The organism is Streptomyces sp. NPDC003284, from assembly GCF_053589675.1.
In genome coordinates this window covers 30,894-54,694 of sequence record NZ_JBSFSI010000020.1, presented here as the reverse complement: position 1 = coordinate 54,694, position 23,801 = coordinate 30,894, and the positions used below count along the sequence as shown (strand labels likewise).

Annotated in this window: 25 protein-coding genes and 1 pseudogene; 15 read left to right on the top strand and 11 right to left on the bottom strand. The window is 69.9% G+C overall.

Annotation, left to right across the window (positions count from 1 at the left end):
• Positions 1-121 precede the first annotated feature (121 nt).
• The 4 genes from ACWDYF_RS30925 to ACWDYF_RS30910 all read right to left on the bottom strand — a co-directional run bounded on the left by ACWDYF_RS30925 (position 122) and on the right by ACWDYF_RS30910 (position 2,673).
• Positions 122-988 (bottom strand): tyrosinase family protein, encoded by an 867-nt coding sequence (locus tag ACWDYF_RS30925; RefSeq protein WP_381743044.1) that lies wholly within the window; start codon positions 986-988, stop codon positions 122-124.
• Positions 972-1,514, bottom strand: coding sequence for a tyrosinase family oxidase copper chaperone (locus tag ACWDYF_RS30920; protein ID WP_389472878.1), 543 nt, complete (start codon positions 1,512-1,514; stop codon positions 972-974). The genes ACWDYF_RS30925 and ACWDYF_RS30920 overlap by 17 nt, the downstream gene beginning before the upstream one ends.
• 207 nt (positions 1,515-1,721) lie before the next feature.
• Entirely contained in the window at positions 1,722-2,234 is a 513-nt protein-coding gene (locus ACWDYF_RS30915) for a hypothetical protein (RefSeq protein ID WP_018568413.1), read from the bottom strand.
• A gap of 154 nt (positions 2,235-2,388) precedes the next feature.
• Positions 2,389-2,673 carry a hypothetical protein gene (locus tag ACWDYF_RS30910; RefSeq protein WP_037892954.1) on the bottom strand — a complete coding sequence of 95 codons (285 nt, stop codon included), beginning with the start codon at positions 2,671-2,673 and terminating at the stop codon, positions 2,389-2,391.
• A 495-nt stretch (positions 2,674-3,168) separates the two neighbouring features.
• Here ACWDYF_RS30910 and ACWDYF_RS30905 point away from each other — a divergent pair, with 495 nt between their 5' ends.
• Positions 3,169-3,711: an SLATT domain-containing protein gene (locus ACWDYF_RS30905; protein WP_032771831.1), complete on the top strand. Its 543-nt coding sequence runs from the start codon at positions 3,169-3,171 to the stop codon at positions 3,709-3,711.
• Positions 3,712-3,718: 7 nt separating this feature from the next.
• Positions 3,719-4,588, top strand: a complete 870-nt coding sequence (locus ACWDYF_RS30900; protein WP_385035402.1) for a nucleotidyltransferase domain-containing protein — start codon at positions 3,719-3,721, stop codon at positions 4,586-4,588.
• A gap of 415 nt (positions 4,589-5,003) precedes the next feature.
• Here ACWDYF_RS30900 and ACWDYF_RS30895 read toward each other — a convergent pair whose 3' ends face one another.
• From ACWDYF_RS30895 to ACWDYF_RS30885, 3 genes are all read right to left on the bottom strand, one after another.
• Positions 5,004-6,116, bottom strand: coding sequence for a hypothetical protein (locus tag ACWDYF_RS30895; protein WP_389472873.1), 1,113 nt, complete (start codon positions 6,114-6,116; stop codon positions 5,004-5,006).
• Positions 6,117-6,250: 134 nt separating this feature from the next.
• Positions 6,251-6,901, bottom strand: coding sequence for a hypothetical protein (locus tag ACWDYF_RS30890; RefSeq protein WP_239697271.1), 651 nt, complete (start codon positions 6,899-6,901; stop codon positions 6,251-6,253).
• A gap of 23 nt (positions 6,902-6,924) precedes the next feature.
• A complete protein-coding gene (locus tag ACWDYF_RS30885) occupies positions 6,925-7,572 on the bottom strand; it encodes a hypothetical protein (protein ID WP_266482230.1) in 648 nt (215 codons plus the stop codon).
• 193 nt (positions 7,573-7,765) lie between these two features.
• Here ACWDYF_RS30885 and ACWDYF_RS30880 point away from each other — a divergent pair.
• From ACWDYF_RS30880 to ACWDYF_RS30855, 6 genes and pseudogenes are all read left to right on the top strand, one after another.
• Positions 7,766-8,074 (top strand): annotated as a pseudogene (locus ACWDYF_RS30880) (transposase family protein); the annotation flags it as partial.
• Between the two features lie 43 nt (positions 8,075-8,117).
• Positions 8,118-8,879, top strand: a complete 762-nt coding sequence (locus tag ACWDYF_RS30875) for a TnsA-like heteromeric transposase endonuclease subunit (protein WP_323185593.1) — start codon at positions 8,118-8,120, stop codon at positions 8,877-8,879.
• Entirely contained in the window at positions 8,879-9,394 is a 516-nt protein-coding gene (locus ACWDYF_RS30870; RefSeq protein ID WP_389472868.1) for a hypothetical protein, read from the top strand. The genes ACWDYF_RS30875 and ACWDYF_RS30870 overlap by 1 nt, the downstream gene beginning before the upstream one ends.
• Before the next feature lie 15 nt (positions 9,395-9,409).
• Positions 9,410-10,921: a Mu transposase C-terminal domain-containing protein gene (locus ACWDYF_RS30865; RefSeq protein WP_389472865.1), complete on the top strand. Its 1,512-nt coding sequence runs from the start codon at positions 9,410-9,412 to the stop codon at positions 10,919-10,921.
• A 115-nt stretch (positions 10,922-11,036) separates the two neighbouring features.
• On the top strand, positions 11,037-11,975 hold the full coding sequence (locus tag ACWDYF_RS30860) for a TniB family NTP-binding protein (RefSeq protein ID WP_389472863.1): 939 nt from the start codon (positions 11,037-11,039) through the stop codon (positions 11,973-11,975).
• Complete coding sequence (locus ACWDYF_RS30855) at positions 11,972-12,949, top strand: TniQ family protein (RefSeq protein ID WP_093563103.1); 978 nt, start codon at positions 11,972-11,974, stop codon at positions 12,947-12,949. Before ACWDYF_RS30860 ends, ACWDYF_RS30855 begins: the two co-directional genes overlap by 4 nt.
• 227 nt (positions 12,950-13,176) lie before the next feature.
• Here the strand turns inward: ACWDYF_RS30855 and ACWDYF_RS30850 are convergent, their stop codons facing one another.
• Positions 13,177-13,716, bottom strand: a complete 540-nt coding sequence (locus ACWDYF_RS30850; RefSeq protein ID WP_382845689.1) for an ATP-binding protein — start codon at positions 13,714-13,716, stop codon at positions 13,177-13,179.
• On the bottom strand, positions 13,713-14,027 hold the full coding sequence (locus tag ACWDYF_RS30845) for a recombinase family protein (RefSeq protein ID WP_451584314.1): 315 nt from the start codon (positions 14,025-14,027) through the stop codon (positions 13,713-13,715). The genes ACWDYF_RS30850 and ACWDYF_RS30845 overlap by 4 nt, the downstream gene beginning before the upstream one ends.
• Before the next feature lie 249 nt (positions 14,028-14,276).
• On the opposite strand from ACWDYF_RS30845, the gene ACWDYF_RS30840 reads away from it, so the two are divergent.
• Together ACWDYF_RS30840 and ACWDYF_RS30835 are read left to right on the top strand one after the other, a co-directional pair.
• Positions 14,277-15,116, top strand: a complete 840-nt coding sequence (locus ACWDYF_RS30840; RefSeq protein WP_382845684.1) for a helix-turn-helix domain-containing protein — start codon at positions 14,277-14,279, stop codon at positions 15,114-15,116.
• 17 nt (positions 15,117-15,133) lie between these two features.
• Positions 15,134-15,340, top strand: a complete 207-nt coding sequence (locus ACWDYF_RS30835; protein ID WP_389472857.1) for a DUF397 domain-containing protein — start codon at positions 15,134-15,136, stop codon at positions 15,338-15,340.
• 273 nt (positions 15,341-15,613) lie between these two features.
• Here ACWDYF_RS30835 and ACWDYF_RS30830 read toward each other — a convergent pair whose 3' ends face one another.
• Both ACWDYF_RS30830 and ACWDYF_RS30825 read right to left on the bottom strand, forming a co-directional pair.
• Positions 15,614-16,471, bottom strand: a complete 858-nt coding sequence (locus ACWDYF_RS30830) for a hypothetical protein (protein WP_389472854.1) — start codon at positions 16,469-16,471, stop codon at positions 15,614-15,616.
• Positions 16,472-16,742: 271 nt separating this feature from the next.
• Positions 16,743-16,982 carry a chaplin gene (locus ACWDYF_RS30825; protein WP_018568410.1) on the bottom strand — a complete coding sequence of 80 codons (240 nt, stop codon included), beginning with the start codon at positions 16,980-16,982 and terminating at the stop codon, positions 16,743-16,745.
• Positions 16,983-17,226: 244 nt separating this feature from the next.
• On the opposite strand from ACWDYF_RS30825, the gene ACWDYF_RS30820 reads away from it, so the two are divergent.
• From ACWDYF_RS30820 to ACWDYF_RS30800, 5 genes are read left to right on the top strand one after another with little or no spacing between them, the layout of a single operon-like run.
• Positions 17,227-18,504, top strand: coding sequence for a glycosyltransferase (locus ACWDYF_RS30820; RefSeq protein ID WP_389472851.1), 1,278 nt, complete (start codon positions 17,227-17,229; stop codon positions 18,502-18,504).
• Positions 18,501-19,952 carry an exopolysaccharide biosynthesis polyprenyl glycosylphosphotransferase gene (locus tag ACWDYF_RS30815; RefSeq protein ID WP_389472846.1) on the top strand — a complete coding sequence of 484 codons (1,452 nt, stop codon included), beginning with the start codon at positions 18,501-18,503 and terminating at the stop codon, positions 19,950-19,952. The genes ACWDYF_RS30820 and ACWDYF_RS30815 overlap by 4 nt, the downstream gene beginning before the upstream one ends.
• A 5-nt stretch (positions 19,953-19,957) precedes the next feature.
• Positions 19,958-21,349 (top strand): O-antigen ligase family protein, encoded by a 1,392-nt coding sequence (locus tag ACWDYF_RS30810; protein ID WP_389472841.1) that lies wholly within the window; start codon positions 19,958-19,960, stop codon positions 21,347-21,349.
• On the top strand, positions 21,346-23,043 hold the full coding sequence (murJ, locus tag ACWDYF_RS30805) for a murein biosynthesis integral membrane protein MurJ (RefSeq protein WP_389472838.1): 1,698 nt from the start codon (positions 21,346-21,348) through the stop codon (positions 23,041-23,043). Before ACWDYF_RS30810 ends, murJ begins: the two co-directional genes overlap by 4 nt.
• Positions 23,027-23,800 (top strand): polysaccharide deacetylase family protein, encoded by a 774-nt coding sequence (locus ACWDYF_RS30800; protein ID WP_381743030.1) that lies wholly within the window; start codon positions 23,027-23,029, stop codon positions 23,798-23,800. The genes murJ and ACWDYF_RS30800 overlap by 17 nt, the downstream gene beginning before the upstream one ends.
• Position 23,801 lies beyond the last annotated feature (1 nt).

Here is a 23,801-nt window from a genome sequence, read left to right as displayed (position 1 = left end):
AAGAAGAGCCCCGGCACCTCGAGCGCCGGGGCTCTTCCCGTGGGCCGGACGGTGAGCCGGGCGGTGAGCCGGACCGGGCCCACGGGCCCTGCACGGGCCGGGCCCACCGCCCCGGCGCGGGTCAGGCGTACCGGTAGATCCGGCTCACGTCCTCCAGCGAGTCCGGGGTGACGTCCCAGGGCGGCATCTTCTCGCGCCGGGCGACGATCCGGCCGCGCTGCGCGTCGCCCGGTCCGGGCGGCGCGGCGGGCAGGTAGCGGGCGCCCCGGTGGCGGCTCTGCCAGCGTGTCCACTGCAAGTCGAGGAAGGCGTGGTGGAGCCAGAAGACCGGGTCGTTGACCGAGGCGGCGCCCAGCATCGCACCGCCCACCCAGCGGTGCACGCGGTTGTGGTTGCGCCAGGAAACGCTGCCCCGGCCGGTGCCCCACCCCTCCAGCTTGTTGCGGAAGCCCCGGGTGACCGTGGAGTCCCAGGGCGCCACGTCGTAGGTGCCGTCCTTCAGCGCCCATTCCAGCTCGTTCTTGTCCGGGAGCTGGATCGGATCGCGGGAACGGCCCAGGTCACGGGTGAGGAACTCCCCGTCGGTCACCCCCACCTTGAGGGTCCAGGCACCGTGCGCGTAAGCGAACGGACCGGTGGTCACCCGGCGGTCGGAGGCCCGGCCGTCGCCGCCCATGAGGTCCGCGGTCCAGGGCGCCGAGGTGCGGGTGCGCTCCCGCGTCCAGTCCCAGTAGGGCACGGTCACCGAGGAGTCCACCCGGCGCAGCGCCTCTTCCAGCTCCAGCAGGAACCTGCGGTGCCAGGGCAGGAAGGACGGCGCCATGTGGGCCGGGCGCAGCCCGTTCTCGCCGTCGGCGGTGAAGTACGCGATGTGCGTGCGCACGAAGTCGTCGTACTGGCCCCGGCGTTTGATCTCCAGCAGCGCGTTCACGAACCGCCGCTTCTCCGAGGCGGTGAGCCGGGTGATGTTCTTACGCGTGTACGCCACCGTGCTCTCCCCCCGTGTAGGTGCCCGCGTACGGGACGCCCGCGCCGACCGGTCCGGGAGCCAGGTCGCGCAGCCGCCGCCCCGGTCCCATCTCGTCGACGGCGCCGCGGGCCGCCTCCAGGGGGGTGCGGTACGAGCCGTAGTGGTCGACCATGCTCAGCCAGGTGCCGTCGGCGCGGCGCATCAGGTGCAGCGGGCGGCCGTCCACCGTGACGTACCACTGGCCGGTGCCGCCGGCGCCGCGCTCCGGGGTCCACACCCCGCGGATGCGCCGGCCGCGGTAGGTCTCGTCGAAGGCAGTGCCGCCCGGGGTGCTCCACGGACTGGTCCCGGTCCCGGGGGCGGCGCCCGGGGGCCGGGAGGCGGCGGTCACCGGGGCCAGCGCGGCGACGGCGGCGCAGGTGAGCAGCCGCCGCGCCACCTCCCGCCGTGTGCTGCCTCCGGTGCCCGCCGCGGCGACGGTGCCGGTGCCGTCCGCCTCCGTGCTGCCCGCCTGTGCCGGTGTTCCGCCGTTGCCTGAGCGCATGGCCCGTCTCCTCGTCCGGTTCGGTCGCCCGAGCCGTCTGTCCGTCGCCGTAGGTCCGCGACCGTCTGTCGGTGGCCGTATGTCCGTAGCCGTTCGTCCGCAGCGGTAACCGCGGCGGACGGCGGACGGTCACCGGGATACGGCCGGATGGCGGTCGGGGAGCGCCCGTGCGGGCGGCGGGAGGGGTCAGGGGAGGGAGGCGGGGGACTACAGGCCCTGACCGGCCGTCAGGTTCGCTCCGGGCACGGCCTGGAGCGCGGGGGCGAGGACGCCCAGTTCCGGCTGGGTCAGCTCCGGCAGACCGGCGTTGCCGGGCCGGGGTCCGGTCAGCGGGCCGTCCACGGTCAGGCCCGGCGCCATGGCCCGCAGGTCGGAGGCGGGCGCCGCGACGTCCACGTGGTCGAACCCGTCGCCCAGGACGTGCGCCAGCGGGGCCCGCACGTCCAGGCCGGGCAGTCCGCCGTCGACCGGCAGGCGCGGCAGCGCGCGCTCCGGCAGCAGCCTGCCCTCGACGAACCGGGGCCCCTCGGGGCTGCCGGCGGTGGGCAGCGGCAGCTCACCGCCCACGCTGGGCAGTTCCATGCCGAGGGCGCTCTCGGCACCGCCGAGCGGTACGGGGACGGGGACCGTCCCGACCGCCGCGGCGGGGGTGGCGGCGCCGACGGCTGCCGCCACGCCCGTGACGAGGGCGGCGAGGGTTCCTCGGGTGGTCGACTTCATGGCAGGCACGGTCCCTTTCAGGATTCGGTGGCTCAACGTCCGCACCGCTCAACGAGAGGGGTGCGGCGACCAGCGCACAATTCGCCCGGGTGCCGCAGTAGTACGACGGACACCAAGGACGGCCGGTACGGCGGACGGGCGGGCGCGGCGGGCGTCAGCTCCGCAGCGGCAGGCCGCCGAGCAGCGGACCGGCCGAGGAGTTCAGGCTCTGCGTGGCGCCGTTGACCGTGTGCAGCAGCGAGCCCTTCTTCTCGGTGTCGAGCGCGTCGGACTGGTGCTTGACCGGCATGACGTCGATGGGTTCCCTGGTCAGCGAGTTCACGGCGCCGTTGAGGCTGGTGGGCGTCAGGTCGGAGGTGTTCTGGGCGAACGCGGGCGCGGCGGCGCCGACGGCGACCAGGGATCCGGCGAGGACGGCGGCAGCCTTGAGGGACTTCATCGTGCTCCTTTGGCGGGTCGCGGCGACGGGGTCACGTCACCGGGCGGGGACGGGGTCTCCCTGCCCAACGAGCCCCGCGCGGACCGGAAACCCCGGCGCGGGAGATTGCCGAGTCCTCATACGAGATCCTCCGCATATGAGATCTCCCGCGCGGGCACGCGGGGACATGCAATAGGGGGGTCGAGGCCCGCCGGAGGCTGCGGCGCGCGCAGGGCGCGCGGAGGACACACGACAGCCGTCAACTCGTCAAATGGTGGATCAGTCAGCAGTTCCCAGCAACACCCCGTACTGGCAGTCCGAGGGCTGGACCAACTGTCCGTTCTCCATGTATGTGGCGAATGTCCACTCAAGCTGGCGAGCCGCGGCCGTCTCGTCTCGCCGAACCTGGCGAAGGTGGCGAGTGGGACGTTCGTGATGGCCAGGGCGACGCCCCACCTGGGCTGGTGGCTGGCAACTACTGCCGGATGCCCGCCGCTTGCCCGTACCTTTGTCGGCATGACAGACCCTGACGGCCCCTCCGAGGCCGCGCGTCGGAGTGCGATCGAAGTCGAACTGAAGCGGCTCGAAGAGAGCGCCATGTACAGCGGGCAGATGCAGTTCGAGCTGACCAAACAGTGGCGGAGCGTTAACCTCTGGCTCGGCATACCAGCAAGTGTGCTGGCCGCCATCTCTGGTGCTGCCGCCCTCGTCTCCACCGCGGGGCGGGTTCCTGCTGGCATCCTCGCCCTCGTCGCTTCTGGCTGTGGCGTAATCCTCACCACGATCAATGCCGCGCAGCGGATGAATCAGGCGGCGGCCGCAGGTAACGCCTACTTGGAGATCCAGACTGCGGCTCGCCAGGTCAGGGAGATCGACTTGCCTTACTCGACCATAGAGGAGGCACGCCAAGCCCTAGCTGAACTCACGGCCCGACGGGATGAGCAGAACAAGACTGCCGAGCCGCCAAACACTCGGGCGTACAGGCGAGCTCAGCGGAACATCGGCAGCGGTGGGCAGACCTACGCAGTCGACGAAACGACTACGACGACGGGGCGGTAGAGAAACGATGGCGCTGACGGTCTCTCAGGGGTTCGGCATTTTTCTGGAACGATTGACACCTCTCCAGAGCGAGCGGGACGCTAAGGCTCGACACCGACTCAGTGTCGAAACCTCATTGAAGGGGTCCACCCGTTTCGGCGTGCAACTCTTCCGCGAGACAGGCTCGTTTACTCACGGAACTGGCATCAGGAACCACTGCGACGTGGATCTCCTGGTCAGCATGAGTGGTAGCCAGCCCACTTCTGACACTGCTCTGAACTGGGTGAAAGACGCCCTGAAGGCGAGCTTTCCGACGACCGCTGTTGAGATCCGCCGTCCAACAGTCGTCGTCAGGTTCGCGGGTGGAGTGGAGCAATGGGAGATCCTCCCAGGCTTTCGTACGTCCTCCCAGAGTGAGACGCCGATCTATGACATACCCGGACCAGCAAGTGGGTGGATGAGTTCGGCCCCGACTGCGCACCTGGACTATGTCAACAGCACCAACCAGCAGGTTGGCGTCGTCGGCGGCACAAAGAAGCTCGCCCGGCTGGCCAAGGCATGGAAGTACTACAACCGAGTGCCGATCTCTTCCTTCTACCTGGAGATGCGTGCTGCGCAGTACATGGCAGCACAGAAATCCTTCAGTGCTGCTCTGTATTTCTGCGGATACCTGGAGTGGCTTGACAAGATGGACCTGGCGGACATGAACGACCCTATGGGGAAGGCGGGTCGTTTCTCCGCATGCTCTAGCGTGGCAACCCGAACAATTGCGCTTTCCAACCTCCACACAGCTGCGACACGGGCCAGGAAGGTCGTCACAGCTGAACAGTCCGGGAACGGGCAGTCGGCTTTCGACTACCTGGGTTTGTTGTTCGGCGGTCAGTTCCCCAAACGCTGACCGTTGGGAATCCTGTGCGTAGGTAGCCCCTGGCCTGCACTGAACCCTTTCCAACCTCACGCGGAGGCGTGTTGATAGGAGGTGCCAGTCCTTCAGGGAGGCCATTGCCTGCTCGCCCAGGCTGCGGTTTTTGGCGTGTCAGCTGTTGTGCCGATGCTGCCAACGGCCTTTTGCAGGACAGTCGTAGACGGTGGCTGATCGGTGTCGTAGCCGTCAGCGTTGCGGTCAAAGACACCAGGAGCGGGAAGCCGGAGTCGGCCGCCTGGATCGAGCCGACCAACCCTGCGCCGGCCACGCCTGTCAGGTCCGCCTAAATAGGCCGCGCAAGCCAAGCACCCCACCAGTGGCCGCAGGGCTGTTCTATGTGCTGACGGCCGAGTCCTCGTGCTCGCCGAACCGACTCCGCGCTCACTGCTCAGGCAGTAGCCCACTCCTCTATGACCGATGCGGTTTCCTCGATACAGCTGTCAACGGCCTCGGCGAACGATGCAGCGTCGTGCGACGGAAAATAGATCGGCACGAGTCCAAAGAGTGGCTGAGCTGTATCCACCCTCGCCAGGTCGACGCGAGAGTCTAGGTTGTAGTGCATCAGGGTGTTGCGGAACGGCTTTGCTGAGCGACCCATAATCAGGCTTGCCGACCACGTGCCCGTGATCTTCTCGATAAGCCTCGTGGACTGCGTGGTGAGGTCACCGGACCGTTCGTCATGAAGCATCTGCAAGCTGCCAAGAACCTGGTACAGGGTCAGAAAGCGCATCTTGAATACGGTGTACTCGACCTTATTCGCATCTGCACCCAGCCCGACCATGGAGTCGACGAAATTCATCAAACCTCGGAACACCATCAGTAGCCGGTTGAGGTCTGGCGTACCCTTGCCATTAAATATCTGACCGTAGTACTTGGTCGATCGAACGTCGTTTTCCCGCTGATCAAAGCGCATCGGATCGAGATGACTCACAAAGGTCTTCGCGCCTGAATCGGTCACCGCGCCCAGCCCGCTGAAGTAACGGCCGTATTCTTCGTAGACGGATTGCAGATTCGAACCCGAACCCTCCTTCAGTAGCGCGGCAGGATCAAATCCCAGATGGAACGTGGCGGCATGCGTTGTCGAGATAATCCTTCCGTCGTAGCTATAGAGACCCAAGTCTGTCTCTAGAAAGCGGGCGGCCTTAAGCCATGTGTTGTTCAGGAACCTATCCGCGTGTGCAGGCGAGATCTCGTCACGGAAGTACGCAAGCTGCCCCTCAATGCCGCGCCGGTTGTCCTCGAAAAGCTTCAAACTGTGACGTGAACGCGCCACGATTGCTTCGGCGTCAGCTGACAACAAGGCGGGCAATGCGGGATCAATTCGCTTGAGCTTGCTATACGACTCATGTACAAACAGTGACAGGTACGGCGCCAAACAGAACATGATGGTACCGCCATGTCCAGAGGCTCTCGATGCACCCAAATCGCGACTGAACCGGCCGACATAGGCAGCATCACTTCTTATGCCGAGCGCCACCACATCATCTTGAACTGTCATCATTTCCTCTTCTTTTGATCCGAATTATTCTCGGCGCACCTGACGTCATGACATCATCACGATGGCCCAAGTCATACGTACACTAAGGGTGGCTGCTAGTGAGAAGTCTTCACGCCCCCCTGACCCACTTGGTTCGCCTATGCTGGGTACTTCCTCATGAAGGCTTCTACTCCACTGATGAGCCGACGTACCTGATCGCGGTCGTAGTCGGCGTAGTTCCCGTGGGCTGCCTTGTTCCGGAGGTCCATCCAGGCGGTAACTTCCTTCTGTTGCAAGCCGTCGTACACTCCAGCCTTCTTGAGGTCGGCGTTCATGGTGTCGGCCTTCTTTGGCTTGCCTGCCACTGCCGTGGTCACATTGTTCTTCGCGCACAGAGCGCGCACGTGAACTTCGAGGGACGTTCCCGTAATGACGGCCGCGGCATCCTTGTACCCCTTGGCAAGTAGCCCCTCCGCCATTTCCAAGTAATCGCGGTAGGTATCAGCGTGTACCAGCTCGACGACCGATTCAACCCACCCGGCGACCAAATCGTCACGTAGCCCCAGTGCGACGATGCGCACTTCTCTGAGTCGGTAAGGCTGTACTCTACGGCGGGCAGTGTCAAGCTGCTTCATATACATAGAGGTCGATCGCGTAGCTCGCTCGATTGCGGCTTCGAGCCGGTTACTGAGAACAACGGGGTCGTTGGCCCCGTCATGCAAGAGAGACCAGTTATCGTTCCGTGCGTAGTTTTCGGAAGCCTTGATCAGAAAGTTGAGCTGCTCGACTATCTTGTCGACGTTGGCCATCGTTTATCCCTCTTCTCTGCGCGCTATGCCGAGTGCTTCAGCATGAAGTCCCGCACGCCATCAATGAACATACGTACCTGGTGTTCGTCGTAGCTTTTGTAGTCACCGTGAGCCGCCTTGTTGCGTAGGTCCATCCAGGCCGTAATCTGCTTTTGCCGTAGTCCGTCATAGACGTCAGCCTTCTTCAGGTCGGAGTTCATGGCGTCGGCCTTCTTCGGTGCACCACTGGCCAGTTCGGTTTCTACGCCATGTTTAACACAGAGCGTTCGCACATGAACTTCCAATGACGTACCTGTGATGACAGCTGCGGCGTCCTTGTACCCCGATTGCAACAACGTCTCTGCCATATCCAGGTAATCTTTATGGGTGTCAGCGTGCACCATCTCAACAACTGTCTCCACCCATCCGGATGCCAGGTCGTGATGGAGGCCAAGAGCAATGCTAAATATCTCGCGAATCTTCAGCGAGGTTCGCTTTTGTTCCCGATGGGCATCTAGCTGCCTTACGTAGCTACTACCAGGAGGTGCCAAGCGATCGATAGCGGCTTCGAGACGGCTCACAAGGAGCTTGGCTCGATCGGATGCCAGTACTCCTTCAGCCCGGGTGCTGATCATTTCTCGGTACTCAGCAATAAGCTCATCAAGCTGAGCCATCATCCTCGCTACGTCCATCAACTAGCAGCCTCCGTGTAGTAGTTGATCATCGAAGAACAGATCAGGATATGACCCGACAGCGCCCCCGCGCCAGTGGATTGCCGAGGTCCACCAAACCGGCGCGGCCTGCGATGTCGTGTATCGAAAGTGGATCTTGGGCAGTGAGCCTTTCCAACCTGATGGGATGAACGTGTAAGTCCTCGCCGATCCCGCCGGGCGCCTGATCTGGGCCTCGGACGTACTGCCGGGAGCCACGCACGACCTGACCGCGGCCCGGAACCACGGCATACCCGCCGCCCTCGCCGTAGACGACATCAAGTGTTGGGCCGACAAGACGTACCAGGGCGCCGGCCCTGCGATCCGTGCCCCGATCCGTGGCAAGCATCTCCGCGGCTGGCGCCGACACCACAACCGCAATCACGCCAAGATTCGCCCTCGAACTCGCCACCTGATCAAGATGGAAGGTTCACTGTGTCGACCTCCCGTGACAGTCCTACGATGCGACCACTCGTCCCAGTGAACATGGCGAGAGTGGCGAATGCTGCCTCCTGGCGCTTGCCACCGTGGTGCAGGTGAGAGCACTTCGGGTAGTTACTGGCGGTCTTCCGAGAGCGGGGACTGGATACGAAGTCGGGTACGTAGGCAAGGTGGGTGGCGAGCACCGTGTAGCCCTGAATGACGCATCACTCGTGAGGTTCGAGGACTGCCGTCCGGTGAGATCGTTCCCGTCGTGGAAGGGGCAGCGGAACTATCCGGGCTTGTGGTGGTCGGCGACGACGGGCCGGCACGTCGGTTACGAGTCCTGGCTGGAGCGTGATCACGCGATGCTGCTGGACTTCGACCGTGAGGTCACGGGGTTCGCGTCGCAGCCGATGTGGCTGTTCTGGATGTCGGGAGGCCGTCGCCGGTCGCATGCCCCGGACTGGTTCGCGCGGCGGTCGGACGGCACCGGGCTGGTGGTGGACTGCCGTCCGCTGGACCGGGTCAAGCCGCGGGACGCCGAGACGTTCGCGGCGACCGAGCGGGCCTGCCGGGAGATCGGATGGGAGTTCCGCCTCGTCGGGGCCCCGGACGCAGTCCAGTTGGCGAACGTCCGCTGGCTGGCGGGCTACCGGCATCCACGACACCGGGTGGCTGCTGTCGTTGACCAGCTGTTGGACGTCTTTGCCCGCGAGACGCCCATGCGGGTCGGTGCTGAACGGGTCGGCGATCCGATTGCGGTTTTGCCGGTGCTGTTCCATCTGCTGTGGTCGGGTCGGCTGGTGACGGACTTGTCGGTGGTGCTGGGCGAGTGCGCGCTGATCCGGCGGGCCGAGGCGGCGTGATGACGGCGATGGCGTCCAGGCCGGGAGTGCTCCGGGTCGGTGACCGGGTGCTCTTCGAAGACAATGAGCACACCGTGGTCGGCATCGAGGGCGTCACCGTGCGCCTGCACGGCGACGACGGTCGTGACCAGGCTCTGCTGCTGCCCTACCTGCTGTCCTCGTACGGGTTCGCACTCGTCGGGACGGCCAGTGAGAAGGCGGAGTTCGCGGCGGCGGGCGTGCTGGAGTCGTTGCCGCCGGAGGCGGTGGCCGAGGCGCGGTTTTGGGAACGGCATGTTGCCGAGGTGGAGTGCGGGCTGCCCGCGGACGCTCCGCCGGGAACCCGTCCCAAGCCGGAATACGACCCATCCTGCACGATTCCGGCCGACCGGGAGAGGGCGAAGGCCGCCGAACTGGCCGCACTGGGGCGGCCGGTGGGCCGACGCACCTTGCAGCGGATGCGGGCCCGCTACCGGGCCCAGGGGCTGCTGGGGCTGGTGGATCACAGGGCGATGCGGCCCACGTCCCCGACTTGACGGGCCGACCAGCGGGTGATCCACGCGATCGTCCGCGCGATCGGCGAAGAGACCAACACGTCCACCGGAACCCGCTCGCGGCTGATGCGGCGGGTCGAACGGCTCCTGGAGACCGAGCATGGGCCCGGAGCGGTGGCGATGCCGTCCCGAGCGGCCTTCTATCGCCTGGTCGAGCAGCTTTCCACGGGGCGGCACGCCTTCAGCGCGGCCACCACCCGGCGGCAGAACGCCAACCGGCCCGCCGGCCCGTTCACCCCGACCATGGCCAGCCGGCCGGGTGAGCAGGTCCAGATCGACACCACCAAACTCGATCTGATGGCCGTCCTTGATGACGGCACGGTCCGCAGGCCGGAGTTGACGATCGCGGTCGACATCGCCACCCGGACGATCTGCGCGGCGGTGCTGCGTCCGGAGAGCACGAAGGCGGTGGACGCCGCCCTGCTGCTGGCGAAGATGCTGGTGCCCGAATTGATGCGCCCGGCCTGGCCGCAGGCGCTGGCCGCCTCCGCGTCCCGGCTTCCGCATGCCCGGCTGCTGGCGATCGACGCCCGGTTCGAGCACGCTGCGGCGAAGCCGGTGATCGTCCCGGAGACCATCGTTACCGACCACGGCACCGTCTACCTCTCGCAGACGTTCACCGCTGCCTGCCAGCGCCTGGGCATCTCCGTCCAGCTCGCACATCCCGGCACCCCGACCGACAAGGGCGTCGTCGAGCGCACGTTCTCCTCGATCAACACCCTGTTCTGCCAGCACGTCGCCAGCTACACCGGACGGGACGTGAGCCGGCGCGGTGTCGACCCGGCCCGCAAAGCGGCCTTCAGCCTGCCCGAACTGGACGACCTGCTCCAGGAATGGGTCATCCACTGGCAGATGCGCCCGCACGACGGACTGGTACACCCCTTCCTGCCCGGCCGGTCCCTGTCGCCCAACGACGCCTACGCGCTCCAGGTCGCCGCCAGCGGCCACCTGCCGATGCCTCTGGGGCCGTCGGATTACATCGAGCTGCTGCCGGTGACCTGGCGGGTGATCAACGACTACGGCATCCGCATCGCCCACCGCACCTACGACGCACCGGAGCTGGCCGCCTACCGCAGGCAGTCCTCCGGCGTCGCGGTCCAGCGCGGCAAGTGGGAGGTCCACTACGACCCGCACGACCTCAGCCACGTGTTCGTACGCAACCACCGCAACGGCGGCTGGATCACCGCCGCTTGGACGCTTCTGCCGCTGGTCGCCCGCCCCTTCTCCGATGCGCTCTGGCGCCAGGCCCGTCGTCAGGTTGTCGAGCGCGGCCAGGACGGCGACGACCAGACCGCCGTTGCCAGAGCCCTGGACGCACTGCTGCGGCGGGTCGAACGCGAGGCGTCAGAACCCCCTGGTGACGTTCCGCCTCCCCGGGCGGCGATTCCCCTGCGGCCTGCCGCGGAACCCGACGACGGCGAAGACCCAGAAGGGGCCGCCCCGACAGAGCTGGCCAAGGTCATCCCGTTCGGTGTCTTCGCCCCCTTCAGCGAGGAGGACTACCGGTGACCGAAAGTATCCCGGCCGACCGCGAGTTTCCCCTGACCACGAAGGAAGGGTGGAGTCGCTTCGTCCAGCACGTCCCGGTCACCGCACCTCTGCTCGATCGCCCCGCCCTGCCGGCGTGAGCGACATCGAGCGCGAGCTCTACGACGAGGCCAGAGCCGAGCACCACACTCAGCTGTTCGTCGCGAAGACCCCGACCGTGATGGAAGTGATCCGCACCGGCCGGGAACTGACCCTCCTCAACCGCCGCCAGGTCTCCGCCCGTCGCGGCCTGATCGTCTCCGGAGAGGCCGGCACCGGCAAGACCACCGCGATCACTCAGCTCGGCAAGGCCCACGAACAGCACGTCCGCCGACGACTGCCCGCCGGCAGCGGGCCCAGGCTGCCCGTCGCCTACGTGACCGTCCCCCCGGCCGCCACCCCGAAGATGCTCGCGATCGAATTCGCTCGGTTCCTCGGCATCCCCCTGTTGCGCCGCATGAACCAGACCGAGATCACCAACGCGGTCTGCGAGGTCCTGGCCGAGCTGCGCTGCGAACTGGTCTTGGTCGACGAGATCCACAACATCTCGCTCACCACCAGATCCGGCGCAGAGGTATCCGACCAGCTCAAATATCTCTCCGAGCGGATCGCGGCCACGTTCGTCTACACGGGAATCGACGTCGAGTCCGCCGGACTGTTCTCCGGCACCCGCGGGAAGCAGATCGCGGGCCGCTTCGTCAGCATCCACGCAGAAGCCTTCACCATCGCCACCCCAGCCCACCGGCAGGAATGGCTCGCCCTGCTGGCCACCATGGAACAGTCCCTACGGCTCCACCGCCACACCCCTGGCATGCTGGCTGCTCACGCGGACTTCCTCTACCAGCGGACCTCCGGCATGATCGGCAGCCTTGCGCACCTGATCCGGGCTGCGGCCTTGCGGGCCATGACCTCCGGCACCGAGAGAATCACCAAGCAGCTGCTGACGGAGATCCCCCTTGACACCGCCGCCGAGACGAGTGCACCGCTCACCGCGCGCTCGCGCCGAGCCCGCACCGCACAGCGACGCGCCGGATGAACCGCACGCAGCACACTCCCGAAGCCCTGGCCGTCGCCCGGAGCCTGTGCATCCCCGTCCGCCCCTGGGGACGGGAGTCCCTGCCCTCCTATGTCGCCCGCCTCGCCCAGGCCAACCGCATCCCGCACACGGCCCTCTGGAGATACATCGGAGTGCCCCACAGAGCCGGAGCAAACAGCACCACGCTGCCCTGGGAAGCCACCCTCAACCAGCCCGCCGTCGCGCGACTCGCTGTCATGTCCGGGATTCCCGTCGAACGGTTGCGGAAGGCGCTGCCCGGACTGTCCTGGTCGATCCGTGAGGCATCGGCCCTGCCCACGGACGTTCCCACGTTCTGGATGCGCCAGGCCCACTCACCCAATGCGGTCATCTGCCGTCAGTGCACCCTCCGCCGCGGCATCACCACCAAGGTTCGAGCGCACCTGTCTCTGCCTGACATCGTGTGTCACCGTCACTACACCTGGCAGACACCCGAACCCAAGAACATCTCGGCGATCCCGGAGATCGCACGAGCACAACGAAGACTTCGCAAGCTCCGCAAAGTTCACGGCAGTCACATCATGGCCTGCTGCGTTCGCGACGCCCGCTGGATCATCAGCGGCTGGGCCAGCATCCCGAGCCGGGAGCCCATGCTCGAACAGCTATGGCAATACCGCCGCATGGAACTGGGCCTGCCCCACTGGTTCCGTAGCTGGGACCTGACCACCCACATCATGGCGCACCCAGAAGTCGTGACCCTCGCCTGCGCACTCGTGCCGATCTACCTCGACCCCCTCTTCTTCAAGCACCCAGGCATCCGGGAGTGGAAGTTCAAGAGGCATCTACGGCTCAGCCTCGGCCTTGACCCTCAACGTCAGCCCACGGGCGACCCCATCAACAAGTTCCTTCTCGCGGTCCAGACCGACCGAGCGCGATGGCGAAACCCCAAAAGCGCCATGATCACCGAGACAGCGACACCGCGAACCTCTCAGTGAACATGGCGAACCGCAGTTCAGAAGATGCCTCTCTCGCCACCCTCGCTGAGAAAGAACACCAACACCGGCTACCCGGAGTTTCCCGGTCCGGAGAAGCTGATCGTCCGCATCCATGAGGACGACTGCCCCCGGCAACCATCAACCCCGCACCACAACGAAGACCACCCCGCGTCCGTCGCGGCACGGGGTTTTCTTCGCTGCGGGTGGCAGACTTGCGCTTCTGTGCTTCAGAGCTTCTGTAAGCCGTCGAGGAGCCTAAGAAGCATGTCGGGGTCGGACTGCGGCAGCACGACGTTCGAGAGGGCTTCAGGCGTCCTCCGCGAGAGCGGTTGAACGACGCCGGGAAGCGCCAGTTCGGCCCACACCACCTTGCCGCCCGTGCTCAGGAAGAAGTGGCCAACATGGAGCGCCAGCGCCTCGACGATGGCCAGCCCCCTTCCACTCTCGGCCCAAGCCTCCCCGCCGGCCTTCTGCTTGACCGGTGGTTCTTTCGAGCTGTCCCAGACCTGGATGTTCACGGACCTTCCGTGACCGTAGACACCGACGTGAAGGAGCTGTAACCCCTCCAGCTCCAGCCACGTGGGCGACTCCTTCCGCACGCCCGTTGCCTGGACGGCGTTAGTCACCAGTTCGGAGACGACGAGCTGCGCATCCTGGACGAGCGCGTCAGCCTGCCACTCGCGCAGGGCGTGAGCCACGAAGATGCGGGCACAACTGGCAGCCGTGGGGGTCGCCGCCAGGCGGAGGTTCGACACGAGTGTGCTCACAGCTCGTCCAGGGCGATGACTTGTGCGGACGCTTCATGCCGTACCTGGAGGACAAGGGCAGTCTGAAGGTGGTACGAGGCCGCGAAGTCGTCGTAGCACGGGACGACCACCCGTCGCGCTTCGGCCTCCTTAAGCGCGTTCATCAGCTCCTCGAACGCCGAGAAGTGGAACTGCTGCATCTCCTGGAAGATCGTCACCAAGGTGAAGCCCTCCTTCTCCGCGTACGCCTTGATGGCGTCCTCGCGCCGCTTCGCTTCCTCCTCTGTCAGCTCGTCTGGCACCCGCATGTAACCGAAGATCAGGGGCTTCACGATCGCCCTCCTTGCACTGGTCCGGGTCGCCCGTAGGCGTGCTTCTTTGACGCTCCGCCCTCAAGTGGTGACTGAGCGTGCCACGCTTGCGCATGCCTAGCTTGCCTCTGCACAGCCATAGTATGCAAGGCATGCGAATGCATACCTTGCATTTGCTTGCTGACTTGCTGGGTGGGCCGAGAGTCGGCCAAACTCGCCCTGACGAGCAGTGCAAACGAAGGGACGAGGTAGGTGCCCCCAAAGCGGCAGATGCCGACAGCTCGTCTGCGCAAGCTGGCGCGGGAGATGCGCCGGTTGCGTAGTGAGAGCGGCCTGACCAGGGAAGAGGTCACCGCCAGGACGGCGGTCAACGAAGCCACGCTCTACCGCCTGGAGCACGGCAAGGGCCGCCCGCAGAAGCGCACGTTGATCGCACTGCTCAACGAGTACGGCGTCGACCAACAGCAGCGGGAAGCGATCTTGGCGCTTTCAAACCAGGCGGACGAGCAGGGTTGGTTGCGGCCATATCACGCCGATTTGCCCGACGAGTACGTTGGGTACATCAGCTTCGAGGCCGAGGCCCGGAGCGTACGCAACTACGAGTCGTCGTTCATCCCTGGCCTGCTCCAGACACAGGGCTACGCCCGAGCCGTCATCAAGGGCGTGCTTCCTACCGCCACGAGCAAGGAGGTAGACCAGCGGGTTCAAGCGCGCAACGAGCGCCAAGGCGTCTTCTCCAAGAATGACCCGCTTGAACTGTGGGCCATCGTTGACGAGGCCGCGCTACGGAGGACGGTCGGCGGTACGGAAGTCATGGTGGACCAGTTGAACCACCTGGCCAAGATGGCAGCCGAGCCGTATGTGACGCTCCAGGTCATCCCGTTCAAGAGTGGGGCTCATCCTGGGATGCCTGGCAGCTTTGTCCTGATGGACTTCGCCCCCGACGACCCGCTGTTGGTCTATATCGACAGCATGGCCGGTGACCTCTTCCTTGAAGCGGACGAGGACGTACGGCGCTACAACCAAATCTTCGACCACCTCCGCGCCATGGCGTTGAGTCCCAGCGACTCGGCAGACCTGATCGCGTCAGTAGTTCGAGAAAGCAAGTGAGAGGAGGGGAAGCAAGGATGAAGGACATTGACCTCTCCCGCGCCGTGTGGCGCAAGAGCAGCTACTCAAGCGGCAATGGCCAGTGCGTCGAGGTCGCCGCGCTCGGCGGTGTCGTGGCGATGCGGGACAGCAAGGACCCGAACGGCCCGGCGCTGATATTCACGCCGGACGAGTTCAAGGCGTTCGCGCGAGGCGCCGTGGACGGCGAGTTCCAGCGGCCGTAGCCAGCCAAGTGATCAACGTGTTCAAGAGCGCCCGGCCCTCGCAGTAGGACGGGCGCTCTTCGCTGTTCGACTGCACGAGCTCCCTGAGAGCGTGGCGACGGTCCAGCGGTCGGCCGCGCCAACGGCCCCTGCCCAGCCATTACGTTCCGTTTGCAGCCCCCGCCACGAGGGAGATCCAGAGGTTTCCGGGGGTGCATGGGCATCCACACGACCACGCGGCCGGTACGGCGGCTGGAGAGCCCTGGGCCCTCCAGCCGTCGCTACGGATCCGGGCTACGCCCCCGCCGCGCCTGCCGCCGCCGGGACGGTCGCCGCCGGGGCGGGCGCCTCGGGCACGGTGGTGTCGGGGACGCCGATCTCGGGGATCTGGACGTCGGGAATCTGGAGGTCGGGGATCTGGAGGTCGGGGACGGCCGCGACGGGGTCCGTCAGGGCCGGCAGGGTCGAGGCGGTGGCCGCCGGGTCCGTGCCGGAGGCGGCGGGCTGGGTGGACAGGGCGCCGGCCGGCAGGCCGGTGCCGACCAGTGCGGTGAGCTCCTTGACCAGGCTGTCGGTGGCGGGGAGCACCTGGGTGCTGTCACCGGCGGCGATCGCCTTCAGCAGGCCGTCGAGGGACTTGCGCACGGCGGCCAGCGCGTCGCTCGTGGGGTCGGCGGCGCGTGGGGCGGCGACCCGCGGAGTACCGGCGGCGGGCAGCAGGACACCCGTGCTCACAGGGGCGGCGGGAGCGGCGGGTGCGGCGGCGAAGGGCACCGTGGACGGTGTGGTGGACGTGGCCGCCGCCGGGGCGGTCTGGGCCGTACCGGCGGTGAGCGCCGCGTCCACCTGGGCCAGCGCGTCCTTCGCCGCGGTGCCGAGCTTCTGGGTGTCGGCGGCCGACAGCACGCCCTGCTCCGGGTCGAGCACGGCGGTCACCAGATCGCGGACCGGGGCGAGGGTGCCGCCGAGTCCGGCGAGGTTCTGTACCTGGCCGAGGAGTGTGCCGGGGTCGGGGAGCGGGGCCCGCGGCGCCGCCGCCGGGCCGCTTCCCCGGACCGAGTCGGCCGCCATGGCGGCGGGGCCGCCGATCCCGGCCAGAAGGGCGGCGCAGAGGGCGGTGGAGGCGACACGCCGTGCTGGCAGACCACGCATGGGGGTTCCTTTCGCTGAGCACCGGATCTGGAGCCCACCGTGGAAGCGCCGGTCGCGGTCCGCAACCGATCATCCGCCCACCGCGTCCGCCCGCCCCCGGCCGCCGTGCGGCGCCACGCGGTCCCACCTGGCGGGACGCGCATCCGGGGGGCTCCGGCGCGCGCCGTCCGATCGGGGGAACGGCACGGCCGCCCTCCCGCGGGCGCCCGTACAGCGGTGGGCGCCGGTTCCCGGGAGGGCGGCCGGCCGGAGGAGGTTCGCTGCGCAGGCGTCAGCCGTTGACGCAGGTGTTGCCGAACGCCGGGTTCAGCAGACCGATGACGTTGATGGAGTTGCCGCAGACGTTGACCGGCACGTGCACCGGGACCTGGATCACGTTGCCCGAGATGACGCCCGGCGAGTGGGCGGCGACGCCGCTCGCACCGCTGTCGGCGGCGGCGATGCCGGCACCGCCGGCGACAGCCGCGGCGGCGGCGGAGGTAAGGACCAGGCCCTTGGCGATACGCGACATGGAAAGGTGCTCCTTGCAGTTGACACACAAACACCCGGGCGGGCTGCCCGGCGCTGGGGTCAACGCGCGGCGCGCCCCCCGAGTTGTGCCGCCAAAAGAGTGATCTCCCGATCGGACCGGCTTCACAGTTCCGACACACTTGCCCGCTTTCGTCGCATAAGTACCTTTCGCGACTAGAGTTGCGGACCTCTTGCCCCACCCCTTTGTCGGCTTTATCGGCCATCCGAAAGAGGCAACGACGGTCATGCGGCTCCTTCTTCGGCCGCGGGTCCTGCACCTCACCCAGCCCGTGGACGGCGGGGTCGCGCGCGTCGTGACGGACCTGGTGCGGGCGCAGCTCGCGGACGGCTTCGGCGTGACCGTGGCCTGCCCGCACGGCGCGGACGGCCCGCTCGGCGGGCAGCTCCGGGCGCTCGGCGCGGATGTGCGCCCCTGGAACGCGGCGCGCGCGCCGGGGTGTTCGCTCCTCGGGGAGGTACGGCGGCTCACCCGTCTCGTCGACGACGTACGGCCCGATCTGGTGCACGCGCACAGCGCCAAGGCCGGGCTCGCCGGGCGGCTGGCCGTGCGCGGACGGATCCCGACCGTGTTCCAGCCGCACGCCTGGTCGTTCGAGGCGGTCGGCGGCGGCACCGCGGCGCTCGCGCGGGCGTGGGAGCGCTGGGGGGCGCGTTGGGCGACGCGAGTGGTGTGTGTCAGCGAGGAGGAGCGCGCGACCGGCCTGCGCGCCGGGATCACCGCGCACTGGCACGTCGTCCCGAACGGCGTCGACCCCCGGCACTTCTCCCCGGCCCCCGGCCCCGTCGGCCCCGGACACTCCTCCCCGGCCCCCACCGGCCCCGCCGACCCCACCGGCACCACTGACCCCACCGGCACCACCGGCACCACCACCGCCGGGGGCACCTCCCGCGGCCCGCTCGTCGTCTGTGTCGGGCGGCTGTGCCGTCAGAAGGGGCAGGACGTGCTGCTGCGGGCCTGGGGCCCGGTCGCCGAACGGGTGCCCGGGGCGCGTCTCGTGCTGGTCGGGGACGGACCCGACCACGACCGGCTGCGGGACCTCGCCCCGCCCTCCGTCGCGTTCACCGGCGCCGTCGCCGACCCGCTGCCCTGGTACCGGGCGGCCGACGTGGTGGTGCTGCCGTCCCGGTGGGAGGGCATGGCGCTGGCCCCGCTGGAGGCGATGGCGTGCGCCCGGCCGGTGGTGGCCGCGGACGTCGGCGGCGCCCGGGAGAGCCTGCCGCCCGCGCTCGCCGCGCGCTGCCTGGTGCCCGCCGGGGACCCGGCGGCGCTGGCCCGCGCGGTGACCGCCCTGCTGCTCGACGCGCCGCTGCGCGCGGAGCTGGGCCGGCTCGGGCGCGCCCATGTGCTGTCCGCGCACGACGTCCGGCGCCGCACCGCCGCGGTCACGGCGCTCTACCACGACCTGCTCGCCGCCCGCCCCGGCGCGGCCCGCCCGGCACCGCAGGCGCCACCGGCCGAGCACGCCGTGCCCACCGAGCACAGGGAGTCCACTCACTCGTGACCGCGGAAAGCACCGTTCCCCCGCCCGGCCTGGCCCCCGGCCTGCCGCCACGCGACCACGCAGGCACGGCCGTCCCGGTCCGCGGGCCGCGCCGCCAGGCACCCGGATTCCGCTTCCCGGCCCGCCGTCGGCGCCCCCCGGTACCGGCGGGCGCGCCGCTGCCACTGCTCCTCGCGGACGGTGCCGCCGCCCTGCTGGGCGCCGCCGCCGCGTTCGCCGGGGCCGAGCACCGGCCGCTGCTCGTCGCTCTGCTCGTGGCCGCCTCACTGCTGCTGCGCCCGCAGCCGCCCGCGCCGCCGGTCCCGGCGGTCCTGGACGAACTGCCCGCCGTGTGCGGCCGGATCGCGGTGGCCTGGCTGGCGCTGGCCGCGCTGGTGGCGGCGTACCGGCCGGAGCACGCGCTGACCGCGGCCACCCTGCTGGCCGGGTGTGCGCTCCAGGCGGCGGTGGGCTGCGCGCTGCGCGGCGCGGTGCACGCCCGGCGGCGCGCCGCGCTGCTGCGGCGTCCGCGCGCCGCCCTGGTGATCGGCCCGGAGGCGACCGCGCAGCGGGTGGCCGCCGCCCTGCTGCGGCACCCGCGGTGCGGGATGCGGCCGGTCGGGGTCGTCGCCGAGCACCCCCGGGGCGGCTCGGGCGGGCTGCCGGTGCTGACCCGCGGCGAGGACGTCGAGCGGGCGGTCGTGCAGAACGGGGTGCGGGCGGTGCTCGCCGTCCACCCGTGCGTACGGGCCGAACAGGGGCCGCTGCTGCGGGCGCTGGCCGAGTCGGGCTGCGCGGTGTGGGAGGTCGACGCGGACCCGCCGTCGTACGCCTCCAAGCAGCGGCTGGCCGGGTTCTCCTGCCGACGGCTCTCGATGGCGCCCGCGCGGCGCGGCAGCGCGGGCAAGCGGGCGCTGGACGTGCTGGTCTCCGGGCTCCTGCTGCTGCTCGCCGGGCCGCTGCTGCTGGGCTGCGCGGTGCTGCTGCGGCTGGCCGACGGGCCGGGCGTGGTCTTCCGGCAGGAGCGCATCGGCCGGGACGGCAGGCCCTTCACGCTGCTGAAGTTCCGTACCCACCGGCCCGCCGACGCCCACGAGTCGGCCACCCGCTGGAGCGTCGCGGGCGAGCGGGAGATGCGGCCGTTCTGCCGGATGCTGCGGCGCACCTCGCTCGACGAGCTGCCGCAGCTGTGGAACGTGCTGCGCGGCGACATGAGCCTGGTCGGCCCGCGCCCCGAACGCCCCTACTTCGCGCTCCGGTTCAGCCAGGACCACCCCGGATACGCGGCCCGCCACCGGATGCGCACCGGCATCACCGGGCTCGCCCAGGTGCACGGGCTGCGCGGGGACACCTCGATCGAGGACCGGGCCCGCTTCGACAACGCCTACATCGACAACTGGTCGCTGTGGCAGGACGTCTGCATCCTGCTGCGCACCGCGGTCGCGCTGGTGCGGCCGACGGGGAGCTGACCGACGTGTCCCAGGCCGCCCTGCCCGAGCCGGCGCACCGCGGCGCCGAGGCCGCCCCGCCGGCCGCGCGGCGCGCCGCGCCGGTGGTCCGGCGGGTGCCCTACGGCCCGGTGCTGCCCGTGATGGCGGTCCTCGCGGCGCTCGCCGTGCCGGTGGCGCCGGGCGGCGCGGGCGGCGCGGGTCCGGCCGACGTGGTCTCCGGGCTGCTGGTGCTGTGCTGCGCGCTGCGGCTGCTGCGCGCGCGGCGGCGCCCGCTGACCCCGGTGGCCGCCGTGGTGCTCGGGCTGCCGGTGGCGGGCTTCGCCCTGGCGGCGCTGACCGCGCTGGCCGTGTCTCCCGCACCCGCCGTGTGCGCGGGGCTCGCCCGGTATCTCCAGGTGTTCGTGCTGGTCCCGGCGGCCGTGCTGCTGCTGGTCCGGGACCGCGCCGACTTCCGGGCGGCGGCCTGGGCGTTCGTGGGCCTCGCGCTGTTCCAGGGCGCCGTGGGCACGCACCAGTACCTCACCGGGACCGGCGCCTCCTACCAGGGCGCGCCGGTCCGGGCCGTGGGCACCTTCGGCGCCGGGGACGTGATGGGCATGGCCACGGCGGTCGCCCTGGGCCTGGTCTGCGCGGCCGGTCTCGCCCTCGGCCGGGACACGCGCGCGCGGGAGCGGGCGGTGGCCGCCGGATGCGCGGCGGTGCTGCTCGTGCCGCTGGCGCTCTCCTTCAGCCGGGGCGCCTGGATCGCCACGGCCGTGACCTGTGCGGCGCAACTGCTGCTGGCCGGGGTGCGGCGCGCGCTGGCGGCGGGCGCGGTGCTGGCCGCGGCGGCGGTGGTCCTGGTGGGCGGCCTGGGCGTCGGGACGGCCCTGCTGGCGGAGCGGTTCGACAGCATCACCCGGGTCGCCGACGCCCCGGACCAGTCCGTACGCGACCGCTACGCGCTGTGGAGCGCCGCGGTCGGCAGCTGGCGCGAACATCCGGTGACGGGAGTGGGGTTGAAGAACTTTCCGCAGGTACGCGACGGGCACGCCCCGATGTCCCTGTCCGCGGCGAGCGACACCGGGGGCGCGGGCGCCGCGTTCCGGCGGCAGCCGCTGCTGTCGCCGCACAACATGTACCTCCTGGTCCTCAGCGAGCAGGGCCTGGCCGGGCTGACCGCGGTCGCCGGGAGCTGGCTGGCGCTGCTGGTGTGCGCGCTCGGCGGGCTGCGGCGCGCGCGGCGGGAGCGGCCCGCGCGGGCGGGCGGCCCCGCCTGCGGGCTCATCGCCTGCGGGCTGCTGCTCTGGCAGCTCGTCGACTTCGCCTACGGGGACATCGGCGGCCCCTCGACGGTGCTGACCGCCCTGTCCTTCGGGCTGGTGGCGTGGTGGGCGACGGCCGCGGAGCCGGGTCCGGGAGGTGGCGCGCGATGACGGTGACGCCCCCTCCCCTGCCGCCGCGCTCCGGCCCTCCGGGCGGCGACGGCACGGCGACCGTGCCGCCCGCGCGCGGCGCGGCGACGGCCGTGGGCGCCGTCCGCGCGCTCCCGGCGCCGGTCTCCGCCTCCCGGGGCTTCCTGGCCCGCGCCACCCTGGTCACCGTCGTGCTGTCGGTGGCGGGCTCGCTGCTCGGCCTGGTCCGGGACCAGTCGCTGGCCCGGCTGTTCGGCGCCGGGTCCGACACGGACGCCTTCCTGGTCGCCTGGACCGTGCCGGAGTTCGCCGCGACCCTGCTCATCGAGGACGGGCTGGCGTTCGCGCTGGTCCCGGCGTTCAGCGCGGCGCTGGCCCGGCGGGCGCGCGGCGGCACGGGCGACCCGGTGCGCTCGCTGGTCACCGGCACGCTGCCCCGGCTGGCCTTCGCGTGCGCCGCGGTGTGCGCGCTGGCCGTCGGCGCCGCCCCGCAGCTCGTCCAGGTGCTGGCGCCGGGCCTGCCCGACCCGCGGCTGGCCGCCGACTGCACCCGGCTGACGGCGACCTGCGTGCTCAGCTTCGGACTCGCCGGGTACGGCAGCGCCGTGCTGCGGGCGCACGGCCGCTATGTGGCGCCCGCCTCGATCTACCTGGCCTACAACACCGGTGTGGTCGCCGCGATGTTCCTGCTGGGCGGCGCGTGGGGGGTGCGCTCGGCGGCGGCCGGGGTCGCGGTGGGCGGCTGTCTGATGGTGGCGGTCCAGGTGCCCGCCCTGTGGCAGCAGTTGCGCACCGGCGTATGCCCCGGCCCCCGCACGGGCGCCCCGGATGCCGCCGCGCACCCCATGGACTTCGCGGTCGTCGCCACGGTGCTGCTGTTCGCGCTGTGCCGCCAGTCGCAGGTGCTCATCGAGCGGTTCCTCGCCTCGCCGCTGCCCGCCGGGGCCATCTCGCACCTGAACTACGCGCAGAAGGTGGCCCAGATCCCGATGACGCTGTCGCTGATGCTGTGCACCGTCACCTTCCCGGTGGTGGCGCGGGCGCTCGCCGACGGCGACACCGTACGCGCCCGCGACCGCGTGGAACGCGACCTGGCGCTGGTCGCGCTCCTGGTGCTGCTGGGCGCGGCGGCGGTGATCGCCTGTGCCCCGCAGATCATCCAGCTCCTCTTCCAGCGCGGCGCGTTCACGGCGGACGACACCGCCGCGACGGCCGGTGTCATGCGCGTGTACGCGCTCGGGCTGCTCGGCCAGGCGCTGGTGGGCGCCCTGGTCCGCTCGTACTTCTCCGGCGGGCGGCCCGCCTGGTACCCGGTGGCCGCGATGACCGCGGGCATCGTGGCGACCTCCTGGATCGGCGCCGCGGCCGTCGGCCCCTGGGGCGTGACGGGCATCGCCGCCGCCAACGCCGCCGGCATCACCCTCACGGCCGCGCTGCTGCTGGCCGGTACCGGCCGGTGCGGGGTGCCGCTGCGGTTGCGGCGGGTGCTGGCGGAGACGAGCCGGCCGCTGCGCGCCGCGGTGGTCGCCACCGCGGCCGGGGCGTGCGCGGCGGCCCTGCCCGGGTCCCCGGCGGCGGGCCTGGCGGCCGGGGTGCTGACCGTCACCGCCGTCCATGTCCTGCTCGCCCGTGCCCTCGGCGCCGAGGGCGTCGAACCCGTGTTCCGCTCCCTGCGCTCCGTCACCCGAAGGGTCCGGCATGGCCTCTCCCGCTGACACCGTCCCGCTCACCGGCACCGGCGAGCCCGCCGGTCCCCTCCCGGGGCCCTTCCCCTGGGTGGCGATGTACCACTCGGTGGGCGACCGCTCGCCCGACCCGTACCGCGTCACCGTGACGCCCGAGCGGCTCGCCGCGCAGCTGCGCTGGCTGCGGCGGCGCGGGCTGCGCGGGGTGTCCGTACGGGAGCTGCTGGCCGCCCGCGCGGCGGGCGGCGGGCAGGGCCTGGTCGGGCTCACCTTCGACGACGGCTACGCCGACTTCGTCACCGCCGCGCTGCCGCTGCTGCACCGGCACGCCTGCGGCGCCACGCTGTTCGTGCTGCCCGGCCGGCTCGGCGGGCACAACGCCTGGGACCCGCGCGGCCCGCGCAAGCCGCTGCTGAGCGCCGACGGCATCCGGCACGCGGCGGCCGAGGGCGTGGAGATCGGCTCGCACGGGCTCACCCACACCGACCTCACCCGCGCCGACGACGCCGCCCTCGCCGCCGAGGCCGGCACCAGCCGGACGCTCCTCGAAGAGCTGACCGGCGCGCCCGTGGACGGCTTCTGCTATCCCTACGGCGCGGTGGACGCCCGGGTGCTGGCCGCCGTGCGCGAGGCCGGGTACCGGTACGCCTGCGCCGTCGCGCCCGGCCCGCTGACCGGACCGCACGCGCTGCCCCGGCTGCACATCGGGCAGCGGGACACGGCCTGGCGGCTGCACCTCAAGCACCGGCTGCACCCGCTGCGCCGCCGCCCCGTGAAGGGCGTGTGAG

Excerpts from the sequence above, each read along its gene's own strand:
- ACWDYF_RS30840 (WP_382845684.1), top strand. The coding sequence starts at position 14,277 with ATGCCGACAGCTCGTCTGCGCAAGCTGGCGCGGGAGATGCGCCGGTTG.
- ACWDYF_RS30800 (WP_381743030.1), top strand. The coding sequence starts at position 23,027 with ATGGCCTCTCCCGCTGACACCGTCCCGCTCACCGGCACCGGCGAGCCC.
- ACWDYF_RS30895 (WP_389472873.1), bottom strand. The coding sequence starts at position 6,116 with ATGATGACAGTTCAAGATGATGTGGTGGCGCTCGGCATAAGAAGTGAT.
- ACWDYF_RS30915 (WP_018568413.1), bottom strand. The coding sequence starts at position 2,234 with ATGAAGTCGACCACCCGAGGAACCCTCGCCGCCCTCGTCACGGGCGTG.
- ACWDYF_RS30825 (WP_018568410.1), bottom strand. The coding sequence starts at position 16,982 with ATGTCGCGTATCGCCAAGGGCCTGGTCCTTACCTCCGCCGCCGCCGCG.
- ACWDYF_RS30870 (WP_389472868.1), top strand. The coding sequence starts at position 8,879 with ATGACGGCGATGGCGTCCAGGCCGGGAGTGCTCCGGGTCGGTGACCGG.
- ACWDYF_RS30835 (WP_389472857.1), top strand. The coding sequence starts at position 15,134 with ATGAAGGACATTGACCTCTCCCGCGCCGTGTGGCGCAAGAGCAGCTAC.
- ACWDYF_RS30885 (WP_266482230.1), bottom strand. The coding sequence starts at position 7,572 with ATGGACGTAGCGAGGATGATGGCTCAGCTTGATGAGCTTATTGCTGAG.
- ACWDYF_RS30855 (WP_093563103.1), top strand. The coding sequence starts at position 11,972 with ATGAACCGCACGCAGCACACTCCCGAAGCCCTGGCCGTCGCCCGGAGC.
- ACWDYF_RS30820 (WP_389472851.1), top strand. The coding sequence starts at position 17,227 with ATGCGGCTCCTTCTTCGGCCGCGGGTCCTGCACCTCACCCAGCCCGTG.
- ACWDYF_RS30830 (WP_389472854.1), bottom strand. The coding sequence starts at position 16,471 with ATGCGTGGTCTGCCAGCACGGCGTGTCGCCTCCACCGCCCTCTGCGCC.
- ACWDYF_RS30900 (WP_385035402.1), top strand. The coding sequence starts at position 3,719 with ATGGCGCTGACGGTCTCTCAGGGGTTCGGCATTTTTCTGGAACGATTG.
- ACWDYF_RS30920 (WP_389472878.1), bottom strand. The coding sequence starts at position 1,514 with ATGCGCTCAGGCAACGGCGGAACACCGGCACAGGCGGGCAGCACGGAG.
- ACWDYF_RS30890 (WP_239697271.1), bottom strand. The coding sequence starts at position 6,901 with ATGGCCAACGTCGACAAGATAGTCGAGCAGCTCAACTTTCTGATCAAG.
- ACWDYF_RS30910 (WP_037892954.1), bottom strand. The coding sequence starts at position 2,673 with ATGAAGTCCCTCAAGGCTGCCGCCGTCCTCGCCGGATCCCTGGTCGCC.
- ACWDYF_RS30905 (WP_032771831.1), top strand. The coding sequence starts at position 3,169 with ATGACAGACCCTGACGGCCCCTCCGAGGCCGCGCGTCGGAGTGCGATC.
- murJ (WP_389472838.1), top strand. The coding sequence starts at position 21,346 with ATGACGGTGACGCCCCCTCCCCTGCCGCCGCGCTCCGGCCCTCCGGGC.